Below are 20,718 nucleotides of genomic sequence, written 5' to 3'. Positions count from 1 at the left end.
GGAGTGTTTAACTTGATAAATGAACAAACAGCTCGTGAATTGCTTGGGCAGCTTAAAGATCCGTTTTTACATAAAACACTAGCTGAAACAAATGGTATTATCGAAGTCTCAATTCGTGAAGAAAAGAAGCATGTTAGTGTTAAACTTGCACTTGCAAAAATTAACACTGCAGAACAACTTCCTTTCCAAATGAAAGTCGTCGATATATTGAAAGAAGCAGGTGCTGGATCTGTAGGCATACGTTTTGAAGAATTATCGCAAGAAGTCCTTGAACAATTTCGAGGAACTGTTCAAGCTTCGGAAGCACAAGATCTCCTTTCACCTATGAATAAAGTAGAATTCATTTCAATTGCATCCGGTAAAGGCGGCGTAGGTAAGTCGACAGTATCGGTTAACTTAGCAGTAGCATTAGCACGTTTAGGTAAAAAGGTTGGTTTAATTGATGCAGATATTTATGGTTTTAGCGTACCTGATATGATGGGTGTTACGGATTTACCCATTGTAAAAGAAAATCGGATTATTCCGGTTGAGCGTTTAGGCGTGAAAGTAATCTCTATGGGCTTTTTTGTAGAAGATAACGCTCCAGTTGTTTGGCGTGGACCAATGCTTGGGAAAGCGTTGGATCAGTTTTTTCGTGATGTAGAATGGGGAGACCTAGATTATTTATTACTCGACTTACCACCGGGAACAGGTGACATTGCACTGGATATTCATCAAATGATTCCAGCTTCAAAACAAATCATTGTAACAACGCCACATCCGACGGCAGCTTTTGTTGCGGCTCGGGCGGGGGCAATGGCTCTACAAACAGAGCATGCTTTGCTAGGGGTCATTGAAAACATGTCTTGGTTCGAATCGAAGGAATCGGGTAAACGCGAATTTGTATTTGGTACAGGTGGTGGAGTGCGTTTGGCTAAAGAGCTGCGCACGGATTTACTGGGACAAATTCCGCTTGGACAACCAGATTGGGACGAGGAAGATTTTGCTCCATCTGTTTACGCGGAAGACCATCCAATCGGTCAAATCTATACAGACATTGCAAAAGCCGTTCAAAAGAAAATCAAAAAGTAATAGTTAAATTAAAGCGGAAAAGGCTATTTGCCTTTTCCGCCTTTTTCTTCCTCCGATTTTTTGTCGTCTTTTTTACCGCCTTCTTCAGATGATTTACCTGCTGCCATAATAAGTTCTTGCCATTTTATCTGAAGTAATGGGCTATTAATCGTTTCTTCGACAACTTTTTGAAGATGTTCTTTCATGTTTGCGGATTGCATAGCAGATTCCATCTGTTTCTGCATGTCCGGCTGGCCGAAAAAGTCCTCCAAATCTTTTTGGAATGAAGGATCTTTTATTAGCTCCTTCATAACATCTTCCTGTTGTTTTTTCATGCTTTTTGCAATCGTTTCTGTAAACTTAGGATCTTCAAAAGTCTTTTTCCAAAAATCTTCACCTTCTTTGGAGAGCATCGTTTCCTCAATCGATTTTTTCACTTCGGGTTGTTCCAAAATGATGAGTTCGCGAAGTTCTGGATCTGTTAGCATTTGTCGTAATGCTTTTTTGCCGTCTTCTGTTTGAAGTGCGTCTGTCATCATTTTTTTTATTTCATCATATGACGGTGCAGCAGCTTGTTGCATCCCACACCCTGCTAATAAGAAAACGATAACAAATAATCGAAACATTTTATTTATCACGGGATTACATTCCCTTCAAGAAGCATTTTCATTTATTGTTCACAAAAGAGCGTATTATATGCACTAAACATGTAAAGGAAATAGATTTTTTCTTTAAACGTTGTTACACTATTGGAAGAAATCAAAAACGGAGGATATTTAACGTGACTATACGAAACTGGGTTAAGTTTTTTTTGAATGGATTATTAATTGGAGGATTGACCACTGCGATTATAGGTTTAATTGTCCGTTGGGGTTTTTTCTCACAATATTTGCAAGACGGTGAAGTATGGCAATTTACTGGGGCTCTTTTATGGATGGTTTTCCTTGGGTTTACAATGAGCGTTGTCGCACAAATGGGATTCTTTGCATACTTGACAGTTCATCAGTTTGGAGTAAATATTTTTAAAACACTTACACTGTGGAACTGGGTTCAACTTCTAATAATAATAGTTGTTTTATTCGATCTGATTTTCTTTAGATTCCGGCTAACATCAGGTGATAATAGTAGAACGTTACTTTACTTATTCTTACTTGCTACACTTGTTATCACTTCATCCGTCACTGCGTACTTTAAGGCGAAATGGACGAAAAAGCATACACTTGTCTCTGCGCTATTCTTTATGATTGTTATTACAACACTTGAATGGTTACCTGCACTTATGGTGCGTTCGGGGAACATTGATACTTGGGTTACAATTCTTTTATTTCCATTACTTGCGGTTAATGCCTATCAAATCTTGGCATTGCCAAAGTATAATACTATGTCAGACAAAGACAAATTACGACTGGATGAGCGTAAAAAAGCTCGTGCATTAGCTGGAAATAAAGGAACTTCAAATAAATAAACAAAGGAACAGCACAGAGGCCAATATGGGCAGTCTGTGCTATTTTCTATTTATTATTAACGTAAAGTGTTATTCTGGGATCTTTTTTATTTTTACCGATGTACCGAATAAGACATCCTCCACAGAATGAAATTCCCGGCTGTCAAATAGCTTTTTTAATTCAATAAAAGAAATTCGATCTTCTCGGTAGTGTGACACAGAAATGATTTCACCATCTTCAATTGGAGGAATTTCACCACCTCTCCATCGGATTGAAGAACTAAGTGCATTGACTTCTGCTTCTATGAGCATGCTGTGTAAGAACGCTGGAAAGACTTCGTCCATCGTGCGAAACCATAGCGGTTTTGCATCGAAATGTTTTTCGAATTGTTTAAGTTCATCAAGAAGTTTGGTGGCATCCTCTTGATATGTGGCACCGCTATCGCCGAGCAGTCCGGTGGGAATATTTTTTTTATTGATAAGTTGAATGGTTTCAGGGTAGCGATTTGCCCATTCCATTTGGATAAAGAGGAGTGGGTATGGTTTTTCTAGGTCTTGGATCCACTGCTTTACATTATCGTCACCAAATGAAATGTTGACAGTTACTGCTGAACCATATGTACCACGTACTATCGCAGCTGGTTTTTCGGTAACACGAAAGACAGAAGTAAAAGAAGAATTTTCGGGCGTCGGGGGAAAAAGTAAAATTAGTCCGAAGCACATGAAAATTATAATAAACACTTTTTTAGTCATAAGTTGTCCCCCTTTCAAACAATCTATGTATATTTTATGAAAAGCCCTTGACCAATATGCTTAAATGATGTTATTGTATAAAAGTTGCAGTTGAGCGGAAAAGTATTGATTTATTAATTTTTAATGTTATAGTAAGAGTTGTCCTAAAAGACATTCTTTGAAAACTTCATTATTCCGCAGTAGCTCAGTGGTAGAGCAATCGACTGTTAATCGATCGGTCGTAGGTTCGAGTCCTACCTGCGGAGCCATATGCTTCCATAGCTCAGTAGGTAGAGTGCTTCCATGGTAAGGAAGAGGTCATCGGTTCGATTCCGGTTGGAAGCTCCAGAAAAACCCTTAAATAAATGCAGTTTGTGGATAATCGCAAGCAGCTTTTTTTATGCCTTTTATCCAAATGAGCACTACATTAACTTATGAGATACTTATGTATGGATTGTTTACTTTAGCAAATAAATGAAAATGTAATTAAATTGAATTTAGGGGTTGCACTCCACTACCTAATTTGCTAATATAACATCTGTACTCTTGTTGTAAGGTATTCAAGTCGTATCTATACATAAGCGTCAGAATTTAGTTTTACTAACTAGGCCCGTTGGTCAAGCGGTTAAGACACCGCCCTTTCACGGCGGTATCACGGGTTCGAATCCCGTACGGGTCATTAAAATATTTTGAAACGCACTTCGTTTCAAAATATTAACCAAAGCATGCAGAGCATGCCCAAAAACTTAAGGAGATTTTCCAACAGGCACTTGTGTTGGAATAATCTTTAGCGCGTAGTTTCAAAATATTAACCAAGCAAGTCAAATTACTTATCAAAACCCAGTTTTGATATTGAGGCATATTTTCGAGGCACTAATCGAAAATAGATTTGCCGGAACTTTTCAGTTCCAAGAAGTTGATCCAAGACCATCCGGAACACTTCAGTTCCGAAAAATTTGTCCAAGCGTGCAAATGCATTGATAAATACTTTCCACGCATAAGAAAGTGTATTTTATACCATAATGGTGGGGTAGCGAAGTGGCTAAACGCGGCGGACTGTAAATCCGCTCCCTACGGGTTCGGCAGTTCGAATCTGCCCCCCACCACCAACTTTTTTTGAAACTTCGTTTCAAAAAAAGCACCAAGCATGTGCAACATGCCTAAAAAAAGAAAGTGAGAAATTTTCAACAGACACTTATGTTGAAAATAGCTCATAAGAAGAAACAAAGTTTCAAAAAAGCACTAATGAAAATGTTTTGACTTTGAGGTGTTTTTCGAGGCACCAATCGAAAATAGGCTTGCAAGATTTTACTTTTAACACTTTGGGGTATAGCCAAGCGGTAAGGCATCGGACTTTGACTCCGTCATCGTTGGTTCGAATCCAGCTACCCCAGTTTACTTTTTTATTTCACCTTGTTACCAAACCATGTTGCTTTAAAATATCTTGAGGAGCCCTTTTCATTCAAAAGAATGGGGCTTTTTTTTATGTATCAGAACATCTGACTAGTCAGTTGTATCAAGTTTATTGTACAATTTATACAACTAAAAACTAAGAAAATAATTAAACAATATATATTGTATGAAATGAGTTGAGTTTAGTATATGCGGGAAGATAATAAAGAATTGCAAAAAACAATCCAATATGATGGCACTTTAAGTCATGAGAAGATGTTGGCTGATATAACATATGCACTTGACCAGTCTTCGATTGTAGCGATAACGAATCGTGCTGGTATGATTTTATACGTAAACGATTTGTTTGTTGAAATTTCAGGGTATTCTGTCGAAGAGTTGGTGGGTTCAACTCATAGGATTATTAATTCAGGGATGCATTCATCGGACTTTTTCAAAGACATGTGGTCGATTATTGGACGTGGCGATATATGGCGTGGCAATGTGTGTAACAAAAAGAAGGACGGATCACATTATTGGGTAGATACGAAAATAGTACCTTTGTTAAACGAGGAAGGTAAACCGTATCAGTACGTTTCAATTCGAAATGATATAACCGAACTAAAAGAGTCGGAAAGAATGATCCGCAATCTTGCTTACAATGACCAATTGACGAATTTACCAAATAGATTATCGCTTCGTAAAAAGCTTGTAGAAGAATTGGAACATGCAGAGAGGAATCAAAAGAAAATAGGGTACATTCGACTTAATGTGGACCGCTTTCGTTACATAAATGATTCACTCGGTTTTGAAATTGGGGATTACTTCCTGTCAGTTATTGGCAAGAGATTAAAGGAAAAATTGATGGATAGTCATATAATTGGTCGGCTTTCTGGTGACGAATTTGGCATCATATTGAAGGATATAGAAAGTACCGATCATGTTATGAGAATTGCAAAAGAATTGCAGCACTGTATTGAAAAGCCAGTTGAAGTAAAGGGGCAAGCACATGCACTATCAATAAGTTTGGGAATTGCTCTTTACCCGGAACATGCTATAAAATCTTTTGAACTTCCAATGAAAGCTGAGAAAGCACTTGCAAGTGCAAAAGAAAAGGGCGGCGGCGGTATTGAAATCTATCAGCATGGCGCTGCATCTAAAACGCTTGAGAGAATTTTACTTGAAAATGATTTGAGAAAAAGTATAGAACTAAATCATTTTAGTCTAGACTACCAACCAAAAGTGAAGCTTATAAATGGAGAGGTTACTGGATTAGAGGCGCTGGTTCGTTGGGATCATCCTGAATTAGGCAGAATATCTCCTGATCAGTTTATTCCTATAGCTGAAGAAACAAAACTTGTTCTTCCGTTAGGAAACTGGGTATTGCGTGAAGCATGCAAACAGGCGAAGAAATGGAGTGATAAAGGTTTTATTGGATTTCGCGTGGCAGTAAATATGTCTACAATCCAATTAGGGGAACCGTTTTTTATTGAATTGATTAAAAGTATTCTTTGGGAAACTAATGCATTACCCGAATTACTCGAAATAGAATTAACTGAAAGTGTGCTTGCGAACATGGATCAAGTGCATACTAAAATAGAGGAAATAAGAAAACTAGGAATTAAAGTTTCCATTGATGATTTTGGAACGGGTTATAGTTCATTTAGCTATATAAAGGATTTCCCAGTAGATACTTTAAAAATCGATATGTCCTTTATACATGATCTACATGAAAAAGAGGAGAGCCGTGCGATTGTAAAGACGATTATATCCCTTGCGAATACCGTAGGTTTAAATGTAATTGCGGAAGGTATCGAACTTAAAGAGCAGGCCGATCTTTTGTTAGAGTATGGTTGTCAAGAAGGGCAAGGCTATTATTACAGCAAGCCAACTACACCAAAAGCATGTGAAGAATTTATGGAAAAAGCAAGGGTTATCGAATAATTATTCAGTTTGTTGTCTGGTTGAACCAAAGTATATGTCTGCCTTATTATAATAGAGGTAATGTAATTTAGGAGGTATTTTATTATGGAAAAAGCAACAATCTCAATTATTGGTGTACCGTTGGATCTTGGACAAAGTCGTCGTGGAGTGGATATGGGTCCAAGTGCAATACGTTATGCAGGTGCGGTCGCAAGACTTGAAGCAATTGGACATAATGTTATAGACGAAGGCGACATCCTAGTAGATGCTGTAGAGCGAATCGAAAGTAGCGATGTAGGTCTTAAAAATTTAAATGAAGTCATCAAAGCAAACATAAAACTTGCGGAGCAAGTTGAAGCAGCAGTTACAGAAGGTAAATTCCCTTTAGTGCTCGGTGGGGATCATAGTATTGCGATTGGTACACTTGCTGGTTTGAAAAAGGGTTATAGCAATCTAGGTGTTATTTGGTACGATGCTCATACGGATATGAACACTGCAGAAACATCACCATCGGGCAATATTCACGGTATGCCATTAGCTGTATGCATTGGCTTAGGCCATGATAGTCTTGTTAATCTGCATAGTGAAGGTCCAAAAGTTAAAACAGAAAACATTGTAATTATTGGTGCACGTTCTGTAGATCCGGGTGAAAGAGCATTAATTGAAGAAAAAGGAATAAAAGTATATACAATGCATGAAATCGACCGTTACGGTATGTCATATGTAATGGAAGATGCAATTGCCTACCTACAGGCCAGAGAAGTAGATGGTGTACATCTATCGCTTGATCTTGATGGGTTAGATCCACTTTATACGCCAGGGGTTGGCACGCCAGTACCAGGTGGTATTAGTTATAGAGAAAGTCATCTTGCGATGGAAATGCTGGAAGACTCAGGAATGATTACATCTGCTGAATTCGTAGAAGTGAACCCGATTCTTGATGAGAAGAACAAAACTGCAGATGTTGCAGTTGGTCTGATGGGTTCTTTGTTTGGTGAGAAACTAATATAATTATCTTCTTGAAATGGCTTGTCCGCTAACTGGATAAGCCTTTTTACTTACTCTGTTTTGGACTAAAAATAGAAACACAGGTTGAAAGAGGAAAGGATTTGCATTTTCTGTTAAAATAAAAGGTGCAAATACTTTTCAAAAAAATGAAACCTGTTGAGACCTTCAAACGTATAGAAGGAACAGCCGCATAGAGCGGAGGGGAAATTGCGATGGATGATTTGGTAAACAAACGAATAAATGAAGTATTGAAAGGTAACCAAGATGCTTTCGAAGAGATTGTTACTTTATTTCAGCACCGTCTTTATCATATTTGTTATCGAATGCTAAACAATGCTCAAGAGGCCGAAGACATAGCACAAGAAGCATTTGTTCGTGCGTATATTAACATTCATACATTCGATCAAAAAAGAAAGTTTTCGACATGGTTGTTTCGGATAGCTACTAATTTATGCATCGATCGAATCCGTAAAAAGAAACCTGATTATTATTTAGATGCGAATGTGCCAGGAACGGAAGGCTTAACTATGTATTCGCGAATAGCTGCAGATGATGAACTGCCAGAGGATATAGTTGAGCAAATGGAAACACAGGAGCGAATTCATTATGAAATTGGAATGCTACCTGATAAGTACCGTTCCGTAATTATCTTACGTTATATTGAAGAATTACCACTGCAGGAAATCGGTGATATTCTGGAATTACCACTTGGGACCGTGAAAACACGTGTCCATAGAGGTCGAGCCGCACTTCGAAAGCAGTTGAGTAATTTGTAGGAGGGAATTAATATGAATACGTGTCCGGAACAAGTCGTTCATAATATGCACGCGTATTTAGATGGTGACATCAGTCATGAAAATGAACAACAGTTGAATAGACATCTGGCTAAGTGTGTGGAATGTCGTATGCTAATGGATGAGCTAAGTATGCCCATCACTTTCATTCAAAAAGCTGAATCAGTTCAAGCGCCTGTCGGTTTTGTTGATGGTGTTATGGCTCGTCTACCGAAAGAGAAGTCAAAGGCTGGCGTCCAACGATGGCTACGCCGTCATTCGCTACTTGCTGCTGCAGCTATGTTTTTCGTTCTAATGGGTACAACACTATTTACAGACTTTGGAAGTGACCAAAACTTCTCAGTAACAAAACAGCCCAATCTAGTTATTGAGGGGAAATCCGTTCTTGTTCCGGTTGGTGAAATTGTTAAAGGGGACATTGTTGTTAGAAACGGTGACTTACGAGTTGAAGGCGAAGTAGATGGTAATATTACGGTTATTAAAGGTTCTAAATACATGGCATCCACGGCAGTTGTGACAGGAACAAGTGAAGAAATCGAAGAATTATTTGATTGGTTATGGTATAAGATGAAAAAGACGGTTAAAGATGTAATCCCTTCTTCTAAAAAAGATAGCGGAGAAGTAGAGTGAATGATGCGATCGGTCAGAACCCTAATGGGGGCCGGTCGTTTTTTTGTTCTTCTAGGAAGCGATTTGTAGTATGGTTATGATATACTGTAACTATTATGAACTTGTGAGCGAAGGTAGGTGGAGCACATGCCATTATTAGATAGATTTGCCGATTTTACCCCTTTTACATCAATATTCATGAACATAGTGGATGTGCTTCTCGTTTGGTTTGTGATTTATAAAATACTTACGATTATCAAAGGCACAAAAGCGGTACAACTGTTGAAAGGGATCTTTGTTATTGTCATAGCTCGTATTGCAACAGAGTTTTTCGGTCTAGATACACTCCAACAAATGTTGGAACAGGTTATTAGATGGGGTTTTCTTGCAATTATTATTATATTCCAACCAGAGTTGCGTAGAGCACTTGAACAACTTGGAAGAGGACGTCTTTTTGCCCGAACTATGATGCAAGAAGAGGCAGAAAAAGAACGGTTGCTTGGTGCGATGTCCAAATCCGTCAGTTATATGGCGAAACGCCGCATCGGTGCGCTTATTTCTATTGAACGGGAAACCGGTTTAAGTGATTATATTGAAACGGGAATTCCTTTGGATTCAGTTGTGTCATCAGAGTTACTTATAAATATATTTATCCCAAATGCACCCCTACATGACGGGGCAGTTATTATTGAGAAAAATCGTATTGCGGCGGCAGGATGCTATTTGCCTTTATCAGAAAGTGCATTCATTTCGAAGGAACTTGGTACACGACATCGTGCTGCTATAGGGTTAAGTGAAGTGACAGACGCTGTGATAATTGTTGTGTCCGAAGAAACGGGTGCTATTAGTATCGCGGCAGATAGTGAACTGGATAGAGACCTTAGTATGGAGGATTTCGAAACACGTTTACGTAAAGTATGGTTTGGTACTTCAAGTGAGCAGACAGTTTCCTCCAAGTGGAAATGGAGGTGGAGAAAAAATGGATAAATTAATGGATAGCCCATGGTTTCTCCGAATTACTGCTTTATTTCTTGCCATTGTATTGTTCTTTTCGGTAAAAGCTATGGATGTTAATATAAATGGAAAGACACCCGGAGATCAGGTCGATAGTATACATGATATTCCTGTTGAAGTATTTTATGATAATGAAAACCTTGTTGTAACTGGTGTTCCTGCGTCGGTTAAAATGGCAATTGAAGGTCCACCAAATATCGTTCAAACAACAAAGTTGTTAAAAGACTTTACAATTTTTGTTGATTTAAATAACTTACCGATGGGTAAACATCAGGTTGAACTGCAATCTGAAAATATATCTGAAAAGTTACATGTGCGATTAGACCCTGCAACGATTGATGTTTTGATTGAAGAAAAGGTAACACAAACTTTTCGGGTAGATCCAGAGTTGAATGAGCGTCTACTGGCCGAGGATTTTCAAGTTGTGAATATGGAAGTAAATCCAGCAACTGTTGAGGTAACAGGTGCAAAAAGTGTGATCGAAGCAATTAGTTTTGTCAAAGTAACTTCGACTCGAGATGGTGGAATTAATAAGTCATTTGAGCAGAAGGCAAGGGTTCGTGTGTTGGATAAAGATTTGAACAAATTAAATGTAATAATTTCTCCAGAAGAAGTATCCGTTAAAGTTGAGATTGCTGAATACAATAAAGATGTACCAATTGACTTAAGATCGCGGGGAACTAAGAAACCGGGTGTAGAAATCGGTACATTAACACCGTCAGAAACAAAGATTAATATTTCGGGTCCGCGTAAAGTTCTAGATAATATCAATATACTCACTGTAGATGTAGATATCTCGGGAGTGATAGGTCCAGAAACATTTGATATTAACTTGAAAAAACCAAAGGGCGTTTCTTCAATGTCCTTAGATAAAATCAAAGTTAAAGTAGAAGCAACGGAGACAGTTATTGATGAAGACACTGCTTCTTCAGATAATGATGATGAAGCTCCATCAATAGGGACAAGAATATTTAATAATATGCAGATTGTAGTAAGAGGACTGGACGATAAATATAAAAGTACATTTCTAAAACCGGTGAATGGTTTTCTTACACTAACCGTTAAAGCGGAGCCTGATGTAATTGAAGCGCTAGAGAAATCTGATTTCACCGTTTTTGTCAATATGGACGATACTACCAACGAAGGTGAACAAGTGCTTTCCGTTTCGGTTGACGGACCTGGTGACTTACAATGGCTACTTTCAGTGAATGAAGTAATCATGCAGATTGAACTTGCTTAGCAGACCGCAACTGAATGTGCAGGATTGAAAAGGAGAATGGAAATGAAAAAATATTTCGGTACGGATGGTATTCGTGGGGTAGCAAATAAGGAACTAACTCCAGAACTTGCTTTTAAACTCGGTAGAATCGGTGGGCATGTTTTGACAAGAGAATCGGAAGGTAAAGCAATAGTGCTTGTCGGACGGGATACTCGTATTTCAGGTCATATGCTTGAAAATGCGCTTATTGCGGGACTACTATCAACTGGAGTAGAGGTAATGACACTCGGGGTAATAAGTACTCCCGGTGTTGCTTATTTGACACGTGTCATGAATGCGAATGCTGGAGTAATGATTTCCGCTTCACACAACCCTATGGCAGATAACGGTATTAAGTTTTTCGGTGCAGATGGTTATAAATTAACAGATGCACAGGAAAATGAAGTCGAAGAATTACTGAATGACTCTGAAGATAAATTACCTCGCCCGACAGGAGCAGACGTCGGTTCGATAACGGAATACTTTGAAGGCGGTCATAAGTATATCCAGTATTTGAAACAATCCGTTGATGAAGACTTCACAGGTATCCATGTAGCAATCGACTGTGCGAATGGCGCAACATCTACACTGGCAACTCATGTCTTCGCAGATTTAGAAGCAGACCTTTCAACGATGGGAGCCTCTCCTAACGGATTAAATATTAATGATAATGTTGGATCGACGCATCCAGAGTCATTAGCGAAGCTTGTTGTCGAAAAAGGTGCAAATATTGGTCTCGCGTTTGATGGCGATGGTGACCGACTCATTGCGGTTGATGAGCATGGAAAAATAGTGGATGGCGATCAGATTATGTATATTATCGGACGTTTTCTTCATTCACAAGGACGTTTAAAATCGGGTACAATTGTTTCTACAATAATGAGTAATCTTGGGTTTTATAAAGCACTTTCAGAACAAGGAATGACAAGTATTAAAACCGCTGTTGGTGATAAATATGTCGTTGAAGAAATGAGAAAAGGGAATTATAATCTTGGCGGGGAACAATCGGGTCACATTATTTTCCTTGATTATAATACAACTGGTGATGGTCTTCTAACAGGTTTACAACTTGTAAATATTATGAAATCCACTGGCCGCACTCTGTCCGAACTAGCAGGAGAGATGAAAGTGTATCCGCAACGACTCGTTAATATTCGTGTTTCTGATAAGGACGCGGTTGTTAACAATCAGCGTGTTGCAGAAGTAATTGCGAAAGTTGAAGAAGAAATGGCTGGGAATGGACGTGTACTCGTTCGTCCATCTGGAACTGAACCAATTGTTCGGGTTATGGTCGAGGCACCAACTGAAGAAGAATGCATCCTAAATGTTGAGCGAATTTCTGAGATTGTTCGACTTGAAATGGGCTTAGAATAAAGATTGGTTGACAAGGTATTCCATATCCTCTGAAATCTCATTTTCCAACTATCCCTTCCGGTACTTGGAGAAATAGAAGGGTCTATCCTAATTCATTGGCTGTTGAACGATGATGGATTGCCTATTTTCACAATCAGGAGGATTTTAATAGTGATGACTCAAGAAGACTATCGTCAAAAACTGGTGGACCGTATTGAAAACACTTTTCATGTGTGGAAGGAAAAGGAATCCATATCAGAAGCCGAACTGTACCTTTTTCTACATTCATTAAAAGGGACGTCCGGCACTTTTGGTATGGAGGAATTATCAATATTTTGTTCTGGCCAGTTGAACATATTATCGGCAAATAATGAATTGAAAATTCCAGTTCATACACTTAATAACCTTAAGAAAAGAATTTTACAGTATATAAAAGATACTGATGAAAACAGTCATTATAAATTACTGGAGATACCTACTTACAAATTTGATGTGAAAACCTCTGTCCTCATTATTGACGATGATTTGGAATTTGTATCATATGTAAAAGAGTTTTTGGAAAGTATGGGTGCACAAGTAATTATTGCTTTGAATGCTAAGCGCGGGGTGGAGCAGTTTTATTCGGTGCGTCCAAGTTTTGTACTAATAGATATAAACCTTCCAGATATGACTGGTTTTCAAGTACTGAGCCAAATTGCAAAAACGGCACAAGCGAGACATGTAACGATAGCAGTTATGAGCGTCGATGATTCAAAAGAAAATAGGATTATGGCTCTCGAAAAAGGTGCAATGGACTTTATATCAAAACCTTTGGATGACGAAATCTTTATCGCTTATTTAATTAATCGTGATAAAATGAGAAAAGAAATTGAGATCTCGGTTATCACGGATGGTCTGACAGGAATAGGCAATCGTCGCTATTTTGACGATATGAGTGTCTATTTTGTAGAGAGTTATGCAAGGGCAGGAATTTCTTTTTCTCTTGTCATGCTCGATATTGATCATTTTAAAAAAGTGAATGATGCATATGGACATCCCGCAGGAGATAATGTTCTTAGAAAGTTAGGGGAAATCGCACTGGAGGAATGTCGTGAAACCGATCATGCATTTAGATATGGTGGCGAAGAATTCGCATTCCTACTCCAAGGTGCATCCGCTGATGAATCAATTTTTTTTGTGAATCGAATTCGTGAAAAATTTAATGCTACTGTTTTTCAGGAATTGAACAGTGAATTTTCGGTTACATTTTCAGTGGGTATATCATCTTATAAAGGGGACCTCAAAGAACTCGTATCTTCCGCAGATAAGGCTCTTTATGAAGCAAAACGTAATGGACGAAATCAGACTGTGATTTATAATGAGAATACTTCACAGATGAACCGGAAGTTGCATATTATATTAATTGACGATGATAGATTAATCCGAACAATGCTTGCAGAGAAGCTTGAAAAATGGGTTTTGTCTGATATAGATGTAATGATTCATGTATTTGCAGATGGCCCAAGTTTTTTAAAGTCTAATTGGTATTGTCCGGAGGAATATTACATAATTCTTCTAGATCGAATTATGCCTGAAATGGATGGACTTGAGGTACTTGAACTTCTAAAACGAGATACAAATAAAAGAAATGTTTTAGTTTCTATGATGACGGCACGCACAAAGGAATCGGATATTGAAGCTGCGCTCAGTTTAGGAGCGGATGATTACATCATGAAACCGTTCCAACCAGCAGATGTATTATTTCGAGTCCAACAATTGGCTACACGAATATTGTTGAAATGATTCAAGAAAAAAGCAACAAGCCAATGGGGTTAGTAAATACCCGGCTTGTTGCTTTTTTGTGAATTTAAATCACTATATGTCAATTACTTGTCTGAAATTTATTTCGAATGATAATTGCAGTAGTATTTAAAATTAGTAAAGCGAGAAGAAGTACAATAATGGTCGCAGATGCCAAGTTTGCATATTCTGCTGTTAATGAAGAATCGAGAGTCCAGTAATAAATTTGCATAGGGAGTACTGTGAATTTATCAAAGATGCCCCCTGGGAAAGGCATAAGCAAAGCAGGGATCCCGATGACTACTAAAGGAGCTGTCTCCCCAATTGCGCGTGAAAGAGATAAAATTGCACCTGTTAAGATTCCAGGTAATGCAACAGGAAACACAATATGTTTGATTGTTTGCCACTTCGTTGCTCCCATTCCGAAAGATGCTTCACTTAAAGGGTTTGGAACCGCTCGAATTGCTTCCTGACTAGCAACAATGACAATGGGAAGAATCAGAAGCGACATTGTTAGTCCACCCGCAAGGACAACATTCCCTAAATTCAATACTCTAGCGAAAACAGTTAACCCTAATATTCCATAGACAATGGATGGAACGCCAGCCAAGTTCGCAATGTTTGTTTGAATGAACGCTTGTAGGCGTCCTTTTTTTAAATATAATTCTAAGTAAATAGCTGAACCTACTCCTAAAAACATTGTGACAGGAGCTACGACTAACATAAGCCAAAATGTACCGAGAATTGCGCCCATTATGCCAGCGCGTTCAGGCCGTGTAGAAAGTTTCCCTGTGATGAAATCTAAATTAATCCAGCCAATTCCTTGGGAAAAAACGCGGTAAATTAAAATCGATAGTACAACAAGTCCAAAGAGTGTAGAAAACAGAAAAACATATTTCGAAATACGATTAAGTAGTAAACGTAGGGTCGTTCTCCTTGATGAATTTTGCTGATTCATCTGTCTCATCATTAATATTCCTCCCTAAACTTGCGGGTGATTGTTCTTGCAATTAGATTCATCAGAAGTGTGAAAACAAACAACGTCATAGCAACAGCATACAAACTGTAGTAAATTGTAGACCCTGCAGGTGCATCTCCGCCAGTTACCTCAACAATGTACGCAGTCATTGTTTGCATGGACTGTGTAATATCGAAGGTGAAATTTTTGGTGCTGCCGCTTGCGATTGTAACAATCATTGTCTCGCCTATTGCGCGTGATAAACCTAATACAAAGGAAGCGATGATACCCGATAAGGCAGCCGGAATGACAACCTTTATAGCCACTTCTAGTTTAGTTGAACCGAGAGCAAGTGAACCTTCACGCATTGAATTTGGTACCGAGCTCATTGCATCCTCAGACAACGATGCAATCATTGGAATAATCATGACGCCCATAACGATTCCAGGGCTTAAGATATTTGTTGCTTGAATTTGGGGTATAAATTCTCTTAAGAGCGGTGTAACAAAAGTGAATGCAAAGAAACCATAAACAATTGTAGGTATTCCTGCAAGTAATTCTAAAAGTGGTTTTAACGTTTTTCTTACTTTTACAGAAGCATATTCGCTTAAATAAATTGCAGACATTAGCCCAATTGGTACGGCAACAACCATTGCTATTAACGATGAAGTAATGGTCCCCATGACAAGCGGAAGTATGCCGAATTTAGGTGTTTCGCTTAAAGGTTTCAGAACAGTACCGGTTAAAAACTCTGCAAGCGGAACACGTTTGAAAAACTCGATTGTTTCTGATAACAATGTGTAAATGATGCCAGCGGTAGTTAAAACAGATAGTGCTGCAATTGCGAACAGAAAATAAGGTACTGCTTTTTCGAATAGCATATTAAAACTTCTAGAATTCCTTTTTTGTTCGATTAAATCCCTTACACTACTCTCATTATCTAACTTACTGCCGATGGCCATTGTATCGAACACTCCTTTTATCTCTAAAAGATGGAAGAAGATGAGGGCAGTGATGCACTCATCTTCTTCTATTTTTTATTTGCTTCAATGTTATTTTAGACTATTCAGGAAATCCAAATTCTCTTTTGCTTCATCTTCAGAAATTGGTGCGAACCCTGACTCGCCCGAGAATGTGTTGAAATTGTTAACTGCGTAGATTGCATAATCGAGTACTTGTGCTTTTTCTTTTGCGAAGTTCACATTTAAGTATGTGAAGACGGGTCGTGTAAAGTTTGCATAGTCACCATCTTCTGAGATTGTATCGAGTGATGGTTCAACCGGGCCACTTCCGAAGTCTACATGCACCGCATTCAGTTTGTCTTTGTTGTTTACGTAGTATCCAAAACCGAAGAAGGCAATACCATTTTTGTCCTCAGACACTAAACTAACAAGCGTTGAATAGTCTTGTTGGAGACTCACGCTGCTTACTAAATCTTCTTTTTTTAGAATGTTTTCATAGAAAAACTCATAAGTTCCATGATTTTCATTTGGACCCATTGGTTTGATTTTTTCATCTGGCCATTCTGAATTAATATCCGACCATTTTTCTATGCCACTATCTGCTTTAAAAATGCTGATCAGTTGTTCGGGTGTCATTTCAGTTGCCCAGTCATTGTCCTTGTTGATAACGAAAGTTAAACCGTCTAATGCGACTTTTAACTCTTTAACTTCAATGGCAAGACTATCTGCTTCTGCTGCTTCTTCATCTTTTATTTTACGTGAAGCGTCGTTAAAGTCTGTTCCATCTTTAATTAAGAATTTCTTGAATCCAGCACTTGTCCCAGCACGACTTACTTCAACTGAAACATTTTCTTGTTCAGTTAACATATACTCTTCAGCGACTCTCGCCATTAACGGGTACACAGTTCCAGAACCATCTATAACTACGCTGCCTTCTAAGGTTGTTTCCTTATCCTTCTCTTTCGTTGGTGAACTATTTCCGTCTGAACTTTTTCCGCACGCCGCAACCATAACAGCTAGTGCCGCGATGACTAGGATTAAAAGATGTTTTTTGAATTTCATTTGAATTGTCCTCCTAATGGTTTTTATATTTATTTGAAAGATGATGTCTTTCAAATGTAAGCATAAACTTTGAATGTTAAGGACGTATGAATATTGTGTAAAGGTATTGTAAAGTTAAGGTTGAAAAGGATAATACAGGTCATATGGAAAAATCAGCCGAAGCGCCCGTTAATATAGTCGTCCGTCAATTTATCCGTAGGATTGTTGAAGATCACGGATGTGCGGTCACATTCGATGATCTCTCCATTCAGGAAAAAGGCAGTGCGATCTGAAATTCTAGCAGCTTGTTGCATATTGTGCGTGACAATCGCAATCGTAACATCATTTTTTATGCTATTGATTAGCTCTTCGACTTTATGTGTCGATACAGGATCAAGTGCAGAAGTGGGTTCATCCATTAGGATTACTTCCGGATCCACCGCTAAACAGCGGGCAATGCAAAGCCTTTGTTGCTGTCCTCCGGAAAGTCCATATGCGCTTTTGTGAAGTCGATCTTTCACTTCGTCCCAAAGTGCGGCTTTACGAAGGCTTTCTTCGACAATTTTATCGAGAATTGATTTGTTTCGAATGCCATGTATTTTAAGGCCGAATGCGACGTTTTCATAAATCGATTTTGGGAACGGATTTGGTTTTTGGAACACCATTCCTACTTTGGAGCGTAGCATTTCAACGGACATCGACTTGTCGAGTATGTTGTCCCCGTTAAATGTAATGTTTCCCGAAATATTTACGTCTGGAATCAATTCAACCATGCGATTCAATGTTTTTAAATAGGTTGATTTCCCACATCCGGAAGGCCCAATAATTGCGGTCACTTCTTTTTCATTAATGGAAAGATCAATATTTTTTAACGCATGGGCTGTTCCGTACCAAAGATTCAAACCATTCGTTTCATAAACAGGTTTTTTCCAACTTGTATTTTCCATTACTCGAAATTGCACACCCTTTTTACGCTCACTTGTTAATGTCATGGAAATCCTCCATTCGATGTTTGGATTATTTTTTAATGGTATAACTAATTCCTATTGTATAGATAGATTGTTGAGGAAATATGTAGATGATGTAAAGGTTTTGTAAATTTGTGTAGAATGCGGATTATATCCTTAACTTCGATACTCATATCTGCACATTTTGATGGTTTATACGCAAATTGTGATTTAAGACCTACCTAGAACTCCCGCTGAATCAAAAAGAACCCTACTGATTATAAAATCAGTAGGATTCATACGGATTATTATTCAAAAATATAATGCAGTGCTTTTATCGCTTGGTCGACGGTTTCCACAGTGGCGTTTGCTTTCCTTGAAAGCTCTTTCAGTGCATGATGATGTTCCTCACTACGAATGAGTATTAGGGGTTTTCCATAGGCGACAGCGGCACTTGCGTCCATAGCGGTATTCCATTGTTTGTATTTATCGCCGAAAAGTGCGATGACTAGATCTGCTTTCTTCATTAAGATCTCTGTCCGAAGATTGTTAAAGTTTGATGCGGCGGCGTCTTTAAAAATTGCATTCGGTTGTTTTCCTAATATCTCTTCACCGATGTTGTCTGAGCGGTCGTGATTCTCCATTGGACCGACAAAATGGATGGGTAAATTCAATGCAGCTACTTTCTGTTTAATTTCGTCACGCCAAGTACTGTGAATTTCTCCTGCTAGGTAAACGATTAAATTCATAAAGAACTCCCTCCAATACATATATATTTATTGTAACATTAAGGTTTGGCCCTTGCTCGTTGTTGCCTGAAAGTTTAGAATATGAATAGAGATAGGGGGAATTGTTTTGAAAACAGTTTGGCATAATGGCAGATTATATACTATGGAAGAAGAGGGTCAATATGTTGAAGCAATTTTAACAGACAATGAAAAAATTGTAGCAATGGGTACATATGAAGAACTTAAAGGACAAGCTGACGAAGAGGTGGATTTACAAGGTGCGGTTCTTTACCCCGGCTTTGTGGACAGCCATATGCATATGATTATGCACGGGGAAAAACTTCTTGGTCTTGATTTATCAAAAGAGACTACAGCTGAGGGAGTGATGGAGACGCTTCTTTCAAGTCATAAAGATTTAAAGGCAGATGATTGGTTCCTTGGAGATGGTTGGAACGAAAATAACTATCCGGATAAAAAGATCTTCACACGTTATGAACTCGATAAGGTGACGGATTCCCCTATGTTATTAAAACGAGCATGTAGGCATGTAGGTGTTGCAAATTCTAAGGCTCTAGAACTTGCTGGGATTACAAAAGATACGCCAAATCCAGCGGATGGTGTGTTTGTGCGGGATGAAAACGGTGAAGCGACTGGTTTATTATTAGAAGGTGCAGTAAACGTTATATCAAATCTAATTCCAGAGCCTACAGTAGAGTCATTGGAAAATGCACTTCGAAGCGCAGCGGATGATCTCTTGTCACTTGGACTAACAGGTGCTGTTACGGATGACCTTGGTTATACGGATGATTATCACAATGCACTTCAAGCATACAATAACGTTATTGGTCCTGAGAAAAAGTTTCGCGCCCATTTACTGAAACGCTCACCGATTTTTGCACAGATTATGGAGAATGAAGCAACGTATAATGAACCATGGGTCGAACCCGGTGGATTGAAGTTTTTTATTGATGGCGCGCTTGGTGGGAAAACAGCCTTATTAAGCAAACCTTATTCAGATACGCCAGAAACCTCTGGAATGACGGTTCTTACGGATGATGAAATCAATGATTTAGTCGTTCTTGCAAGGAAGCACGGAGAAGCAGTAGCGATTCACGTTATTGGAGATGCGGCAGCTGAAAAGGCCCTTGATGCGATTGAAAAACATCCTGCCCCACATGGTAAATTGGATCGGTTCATTCATGTCAATGTGTTGCGTGATGATCTTGTTGAACGCATGGTGAAGTTGCCAATCGTTTTGGATCTCCAACCCATATTTGTATCGTCGGATTTCCCGTGGGTAATGGACCGTTTGGGCGAGGATCGTCTCGACTGGACCTACGCTTGGAAAAGATTGCTCGACCGTGGATTCATTTGCGGTGGAGGCTCTGACGCACCAGTTGAGGAAGTGGATCCGCTGCTCGGAATTTATGCGGGTGTGACAAGACGGAAACCTGGTGAAACCCATGAAGGTTATTTGCCAGATGAAAAACTAAGTCGTTTTGAATCTGTTGGTCTTTTTACAACTGGAAGTGCAGCTTCAATTGGTAAAGAAAACTCCCGTGGTAAACTTGCGCTAGGATTCGACGCGGATTTCACTATACTTGACAGAGATTTATTTGAAATAGAAGATGATGAAGAAATTCTGGATGCAAAAGTTGTTATGACAGTCGTTGGCGGAGAAGTTATGTTTAGAAAGTAAGTAAACAATATAAGGATATATGAAAAA

Annotated in this window: 18 protein-coding genes and 5 tRNA genes; 16 read left to right on the top strand and 7 right to left on the bottom strand. The window is 38.7% G+C overall.

Annotation, left to right across the window (positions count from 1 at the left end; all coding sequences use genetic code 11):
• Positions 1-12: 12 nt before the first annotated feature.
• Positions 13-1,071: an Mrp/NBP35 family ATP-binding protein gene (locus ACP8HH_RS17565; RefSeq protein ID WP_438313510.1), complete on the top strand. Its 1,059-nt coding sequence runs from the start codon at positions 13-15 to the stop codon at positions 1,069-1,071.
• A 23-nt stretch (positions 1,072-1,094) separates the two neighbouring features.
• On the opposite strand, the gene gerD is transcribed toward ACP8HH_RS17565, so the two are convergent.
• The gene (gene gerD, locus ACP8HH_RS17560; protein ID WP_438313508.1) at positions 1,095-1,676 is read right to left on the bottom strand and encodes a spore germination lipoprotein GerD; all 582 of its coding nucleotides are present in this window, start codon (positions 1,674-1,676) and stop codon (positions 1,095-1,097) included.
• Between the two features lie 155 nt (positions 1,677-1,831).
• On the opposite strand from gerD, the gene ACP8HH_RS17555 reads away from it, so the two are divergent.
• On the top strand, positions 1,832-2,515 hold the full coding sequence (locus ACP8HH_RS17555) for a KinB-signaling pathway activation protein (protein WP_438313506.1): 684 nt from the start codon (positions 1,832-1,834) through the stop codon (positions 2,513-2,515).
• A gap of 69 nt (positions 2,516-2,584) precedes the next feature.
• On the opposite strand, the gene ACP8HH_RS17550 is transcribed toward ACP8HH_RS17555, so the two are convergent.
• The gene (locus tag ACP8HH_RS17550) at positions 2,585-3,247 is read right to left on the bottom strand and encodes a hypothetical protein (protein ID WP_438313504.1); all 663 of its coding nucleotides are present in this window, start codon (positions 3,245-3,247) and stop codon (positions 2,585-2,587) included.
• Positions 3,248-3,420: 173 nt separating this feature from the next.
• Here ACP8HH_RS17550 and ACP8HH_RS17545 point away from each other — a divergent pair.
• From ACP8HH_RS17545 to ACP8HH_RS17485, 13 genes are all read left to right on the top strand, one after another.
• Positions 3,421-3,495 (top strand) — tRNA-Asn (locus ACP8HH_RS17545).
• Positions 3,496-3,498: 3 nt separating this feature from the next.
• Positions 3,499-3,574: transfer RNA gene (locus ACP8HH_RS17540), tRNA-Thr, on the top strand.
• 259 nt (positions 3,575-3,833) lie between these two features.
• A tRNA-Glu gene (locus ACP8HH_RS17535) sits at positions 3,834-3,905 on the top strand.
• A gap of 345 nt (positions 3,906-4,250) precedes the next feature.
• Positions 4,251-4,335, top strand: a tRNA-Tyr gene (locus ACP8HH_RS17530).
• 214 nt (positions 4,336-4,549) lie between these two features.
• Positions 4,550-4,620: transfer RNA gene (locus ACP8HH_RS17525), tRNA-Gln, on the top strand.
• 208 nt (positions 4,621-4,828) lie between these two features.
• Complete coding sequence (locus ACP8HH_RS17520) at positions 4,829-6,562, top strand: putative bifunctional diguanylate cyclase/phosphodiesterase (protein ID WP_438313502.1); 1,734 nt, start codon at positions 4,829-4,831, stop codon at positions 6,560-6,562.
• Between the two features lie 84 nt (positions 6,563-6,646).
• Positions 6,647-7,552: an arginase gene (rocF, locus tag ACP8HH_RS17515; protein ID WP_438313500.1), complete on the top strand. Its 906-nt coding sequence runs from the start codon at positions 6,647-6,649 to the stop codon at positions 7,550-7,552.
• A gap of 209 nt (positions 7,553-7,761) precedes the next feature.
• Entirely contained in the window at positions 7,762-8,325 is a 564-nt protein-coding gene (gene sigW, locus ACP8HH_RS17510; protein ID WP_438313498.1) for an RNA polymerase sigma factor SigW, read from the top strand.
• Between the two features lie 12 nt (positions 8,326-8,337).
• Positions 8,338-8,973, top strand: coding sequence for a zf-HC2 domain-containing protein (locus tag ACP8HH_RS17505; RefSeq protein ID WP_438313496.1), 636 nt, complete (start codon positions 8,338-8,340; stop codon positions 8,971-8,973).
• 126 nt (positions 8,974-9,099) lie between these two features.
• Positions 9,100-9,939: a diadenylate cyclase CdaA gene (cdaA, locus tag ACP8HH_RS17500; protein ID WP_438313494.1), complete on the top strand. Its 840-nt coding sequence runs from the start codon at positions 9,100-9,102 to the stop codon at positions 9,937-9,939.
• On the top strand, positions 9,932-11,206 hold the full coding sequence (locus tag ACP8HH_RS17495) for a CdaR family protein (RefSeq protein WP_438313492.1): 1,275 nt from the start codon (positions 9,932-9,934) through the stop codon (positions 11,204-11,206). Before cdaA ends, ACP8HH_RS17495 begins: the two co-directional genes overlap by 8 nt.
• A gap of 42 nt (positions 11,207-11,248) precedes the next feature.
• Positions 11,249-12,598 carry a phosphoglucosamine mutase gene (gene glmM / locus ACP8HH_RS17490; protein WP_438313490.1) on the top strand — a complete coding sequence of 450 codons (1,350 nt, stop codon included), beginning with the start codon at positions 11,249-11,251 and terminating at the stop codon, positions 12,596-12,598.
• 153 nt (positions 12,599-12,751) lie between these two features.
• Positions 12,752-14,359 (top strand): diguanylate cyclase, encoded by a 1,608-nt coding sequence (locus ACP8HH_RS17485; protein ID WP_438319244.1) that lies wholly within the window; start codon positions 12,752-12,754, stop codon positions 14,357-14,359.
• Between the two features lie 79 nt (positions 14,360-14,438).
• Here ACP8HH_RS17485 and pstA read toward each other — a convergent pair whose 3' ends face one another.
• The 5 genes from pstA to ACP8HH_RS17460 all read right to left on the bottom strand — a co-directional run bounded on the left by pstA (position 14,439) and on the right by ACP8HH_RS17460 (position 19,013).
• Positions 14,439-15,326, bottom strand: a complete 888-nt coding sequence (pstA, locus tag ACP8HH_RS17480) for a phosphate ABC transporter permease PstA (protein ID WP_438313488.1) — start codon at positions 15,324-15,326, stop codon at positions 14,439-14,441.
• Positions 15,326-16,276, bottom strand: a complete 951-nt coding sequence (gene pstC / locus ACP8HH_RS17475) for a phosphate ABC transporter permease subunit PstC (protein ID WP_438313486.1) — start codon at positions 16,274-16,276, stop codon at positions 15,326-15,328. The genes pstA and pstC overlap by 1 nt, the downstream gene beginning before the upstream one ends.
• 90 nt (positions 16,277-16,366) lie before the next feature.
• Entirely contained in the window at positions 16,367-17,338 is a 972-nt protein-coding gene (locus tag ACP8HH_RS17470; RefSeq protein WP_438313484.1) for a PstS family phosphate ABC transporter substrate-binding protein, read from the bottom strand.
• A 152-nt stretch (positions 17,339-17,490) separates the two neighbouring features.
• Positions 17,491-18,309, bottom strand: coding sequence for a phosphate ABC transporter ATP-binding protein PstB (gene pstB / locus ACP8HH_RS17465; RefSeq protein ID WP_438313482.1), 819 nt, complete (start codon positions 18,307-18,309; stop codon positions 17,491-17,493).
• A 263-nt stretch (positions 18,310-18,572) separates the two neighbouring features.
• Complete coding sequence (locus ACP8HH_RS17460; RefSeq protein ID WP_438313480.1) at positions 18,573-19,013, bottom strand: YtoQ family protein; 441 nt, start codon at positions 19,011-19,013, stop codon at positions 18,573-18,575.
• Positions 19,014-19,119: 106 nt separating this feature from the next.
• On the opposite strand from ACP8HH_RS17460, the gene ACP8HH_RS17455 reads away from it, so the two are divergent.
• Positions 19,120-20,691, top strand: a complete 1,572-nt coding sequence (locus ACP8HH_RS17455) for an amidohydrolase (RefSeq protein ID WP_438313478.1) — start codon at positions 19,120-19,122, stop codon at positions 20,689-20,691.
• Positions 20,692-20,718 lie beyond the last annotated feature (27 nt).

Origin of the sequence: Sporosarcina sp. FA9 (assembly GCF_051550205.1) — a bacterium.
Classification (GTDB): domain Bacteria; phylum Bacillota; class Bacilli; order Bacillales_A; family Planococcaceae; genus Sporosarcina.
This window is presented reverse-complemented; position numbering and strand designations above follow the sequence as displayed.

Bases quoted from the DNA above. Each gene is read 5' to 3' on its own strand.
- gerD (WP_438313508.1), bottom strand. From the start codon at position 1,676: ATGTTTCGATTATTTGTTATCGTTTTCTTATTAGCAGGGTGTGGGATG.
- ACP8HH_RS17550 (WP_438313504.1), bottom strand. From the start codon at position 3,247: ATGACTAAAAAAGTGTTTATTATAATTTTCATGTGCTTCGGACTAATT.
- ACP8HH_RS17520 (WP_438313502.1), top strand. From the start codon at position 4,829: ATGCGGGAAGATAATAAAGAATTGCAAAAAACAATCCAATATGATGGC.
- rocF (WP_438313500.1), top strand. From the start codon at position 6,647: ATGGAAAAAGCAACAATCTCAATTATTGGTGTACCGTTGGATCTTGGA.
- sigW (WP_438313498.1), top strand. From the start codon at position 7,762: ATGGATGATTTGGTAAACAAACGAATAAATGAAGTATTGAAAGGTAAC.
- ACP8HH_RS17505 (WP_438313496.1), top strand. From the start codon at position 8,338: ATGAATACGTGTCCGGAACAAGTCGTTCATAATATGCACGCGTATTTA.
- cdaA (WP_438313494.1), top strand. From the start codon at position 9,100: ATGCCATTATTAGATAGATTTGCCGATTTTACCCCTTTTACATCAATA.
- ACP8HH_RS17495 (WP_438313492.1), top strand. From the start codon at position 9,932: ATGGATAAATTAATGGATAGCCCATGGTTTCTCCGAATTACTGCTTTA.
- glmM (WP_438313490.1), top strand. From the start codon at position 11,249: ATGAAAAAATATTTCGGTACGGATGGTATTCGTGGGGTAGCAAATAAG.
- ACP8HH_RS17485 (WP_438319244.1), top strand. From the start codon at position 12,752: ATGACTCAAGAAGACTATCGTCAAAAACTGGTGGACCGTATTGAAAAC.
- pstA (WP_438313488.1), bottom strand. From the start codon at position 15,326: ATGATGAGACAGATGAATCAGCAAAATTCATCAAGGAGAACGACCCTA.
- pstC (WP_438313486.1), bottom strand. From the start codon at position 16,276: ATGGCCATCGGCAGTAAGTTAGATAATGAGAGTAGTGTAAGGGATTTA.
- ACP8HH_RS17470 (WP_438313484.1), bottom strand. From the start codon at position 17,338: ATGAAATTCAAAAAACATCTTTTAATCCTAGTCATCGCGGCACTAGCT.
- pstB (WP_438313482.1), bottom strand. From the start codon at position 18,309: ATGACATTAACAAGTGAGCGTAAAAAGGGTGTGCAATTTCGAGTAATG.
- ACP8HH_RS17460 (WP_438313480.1), bottom strand. From the start codon at position 19,013: ATGAATTTAATCGTTTACCTAGCAGGAGAAATTCACAGTACTTGGCGT.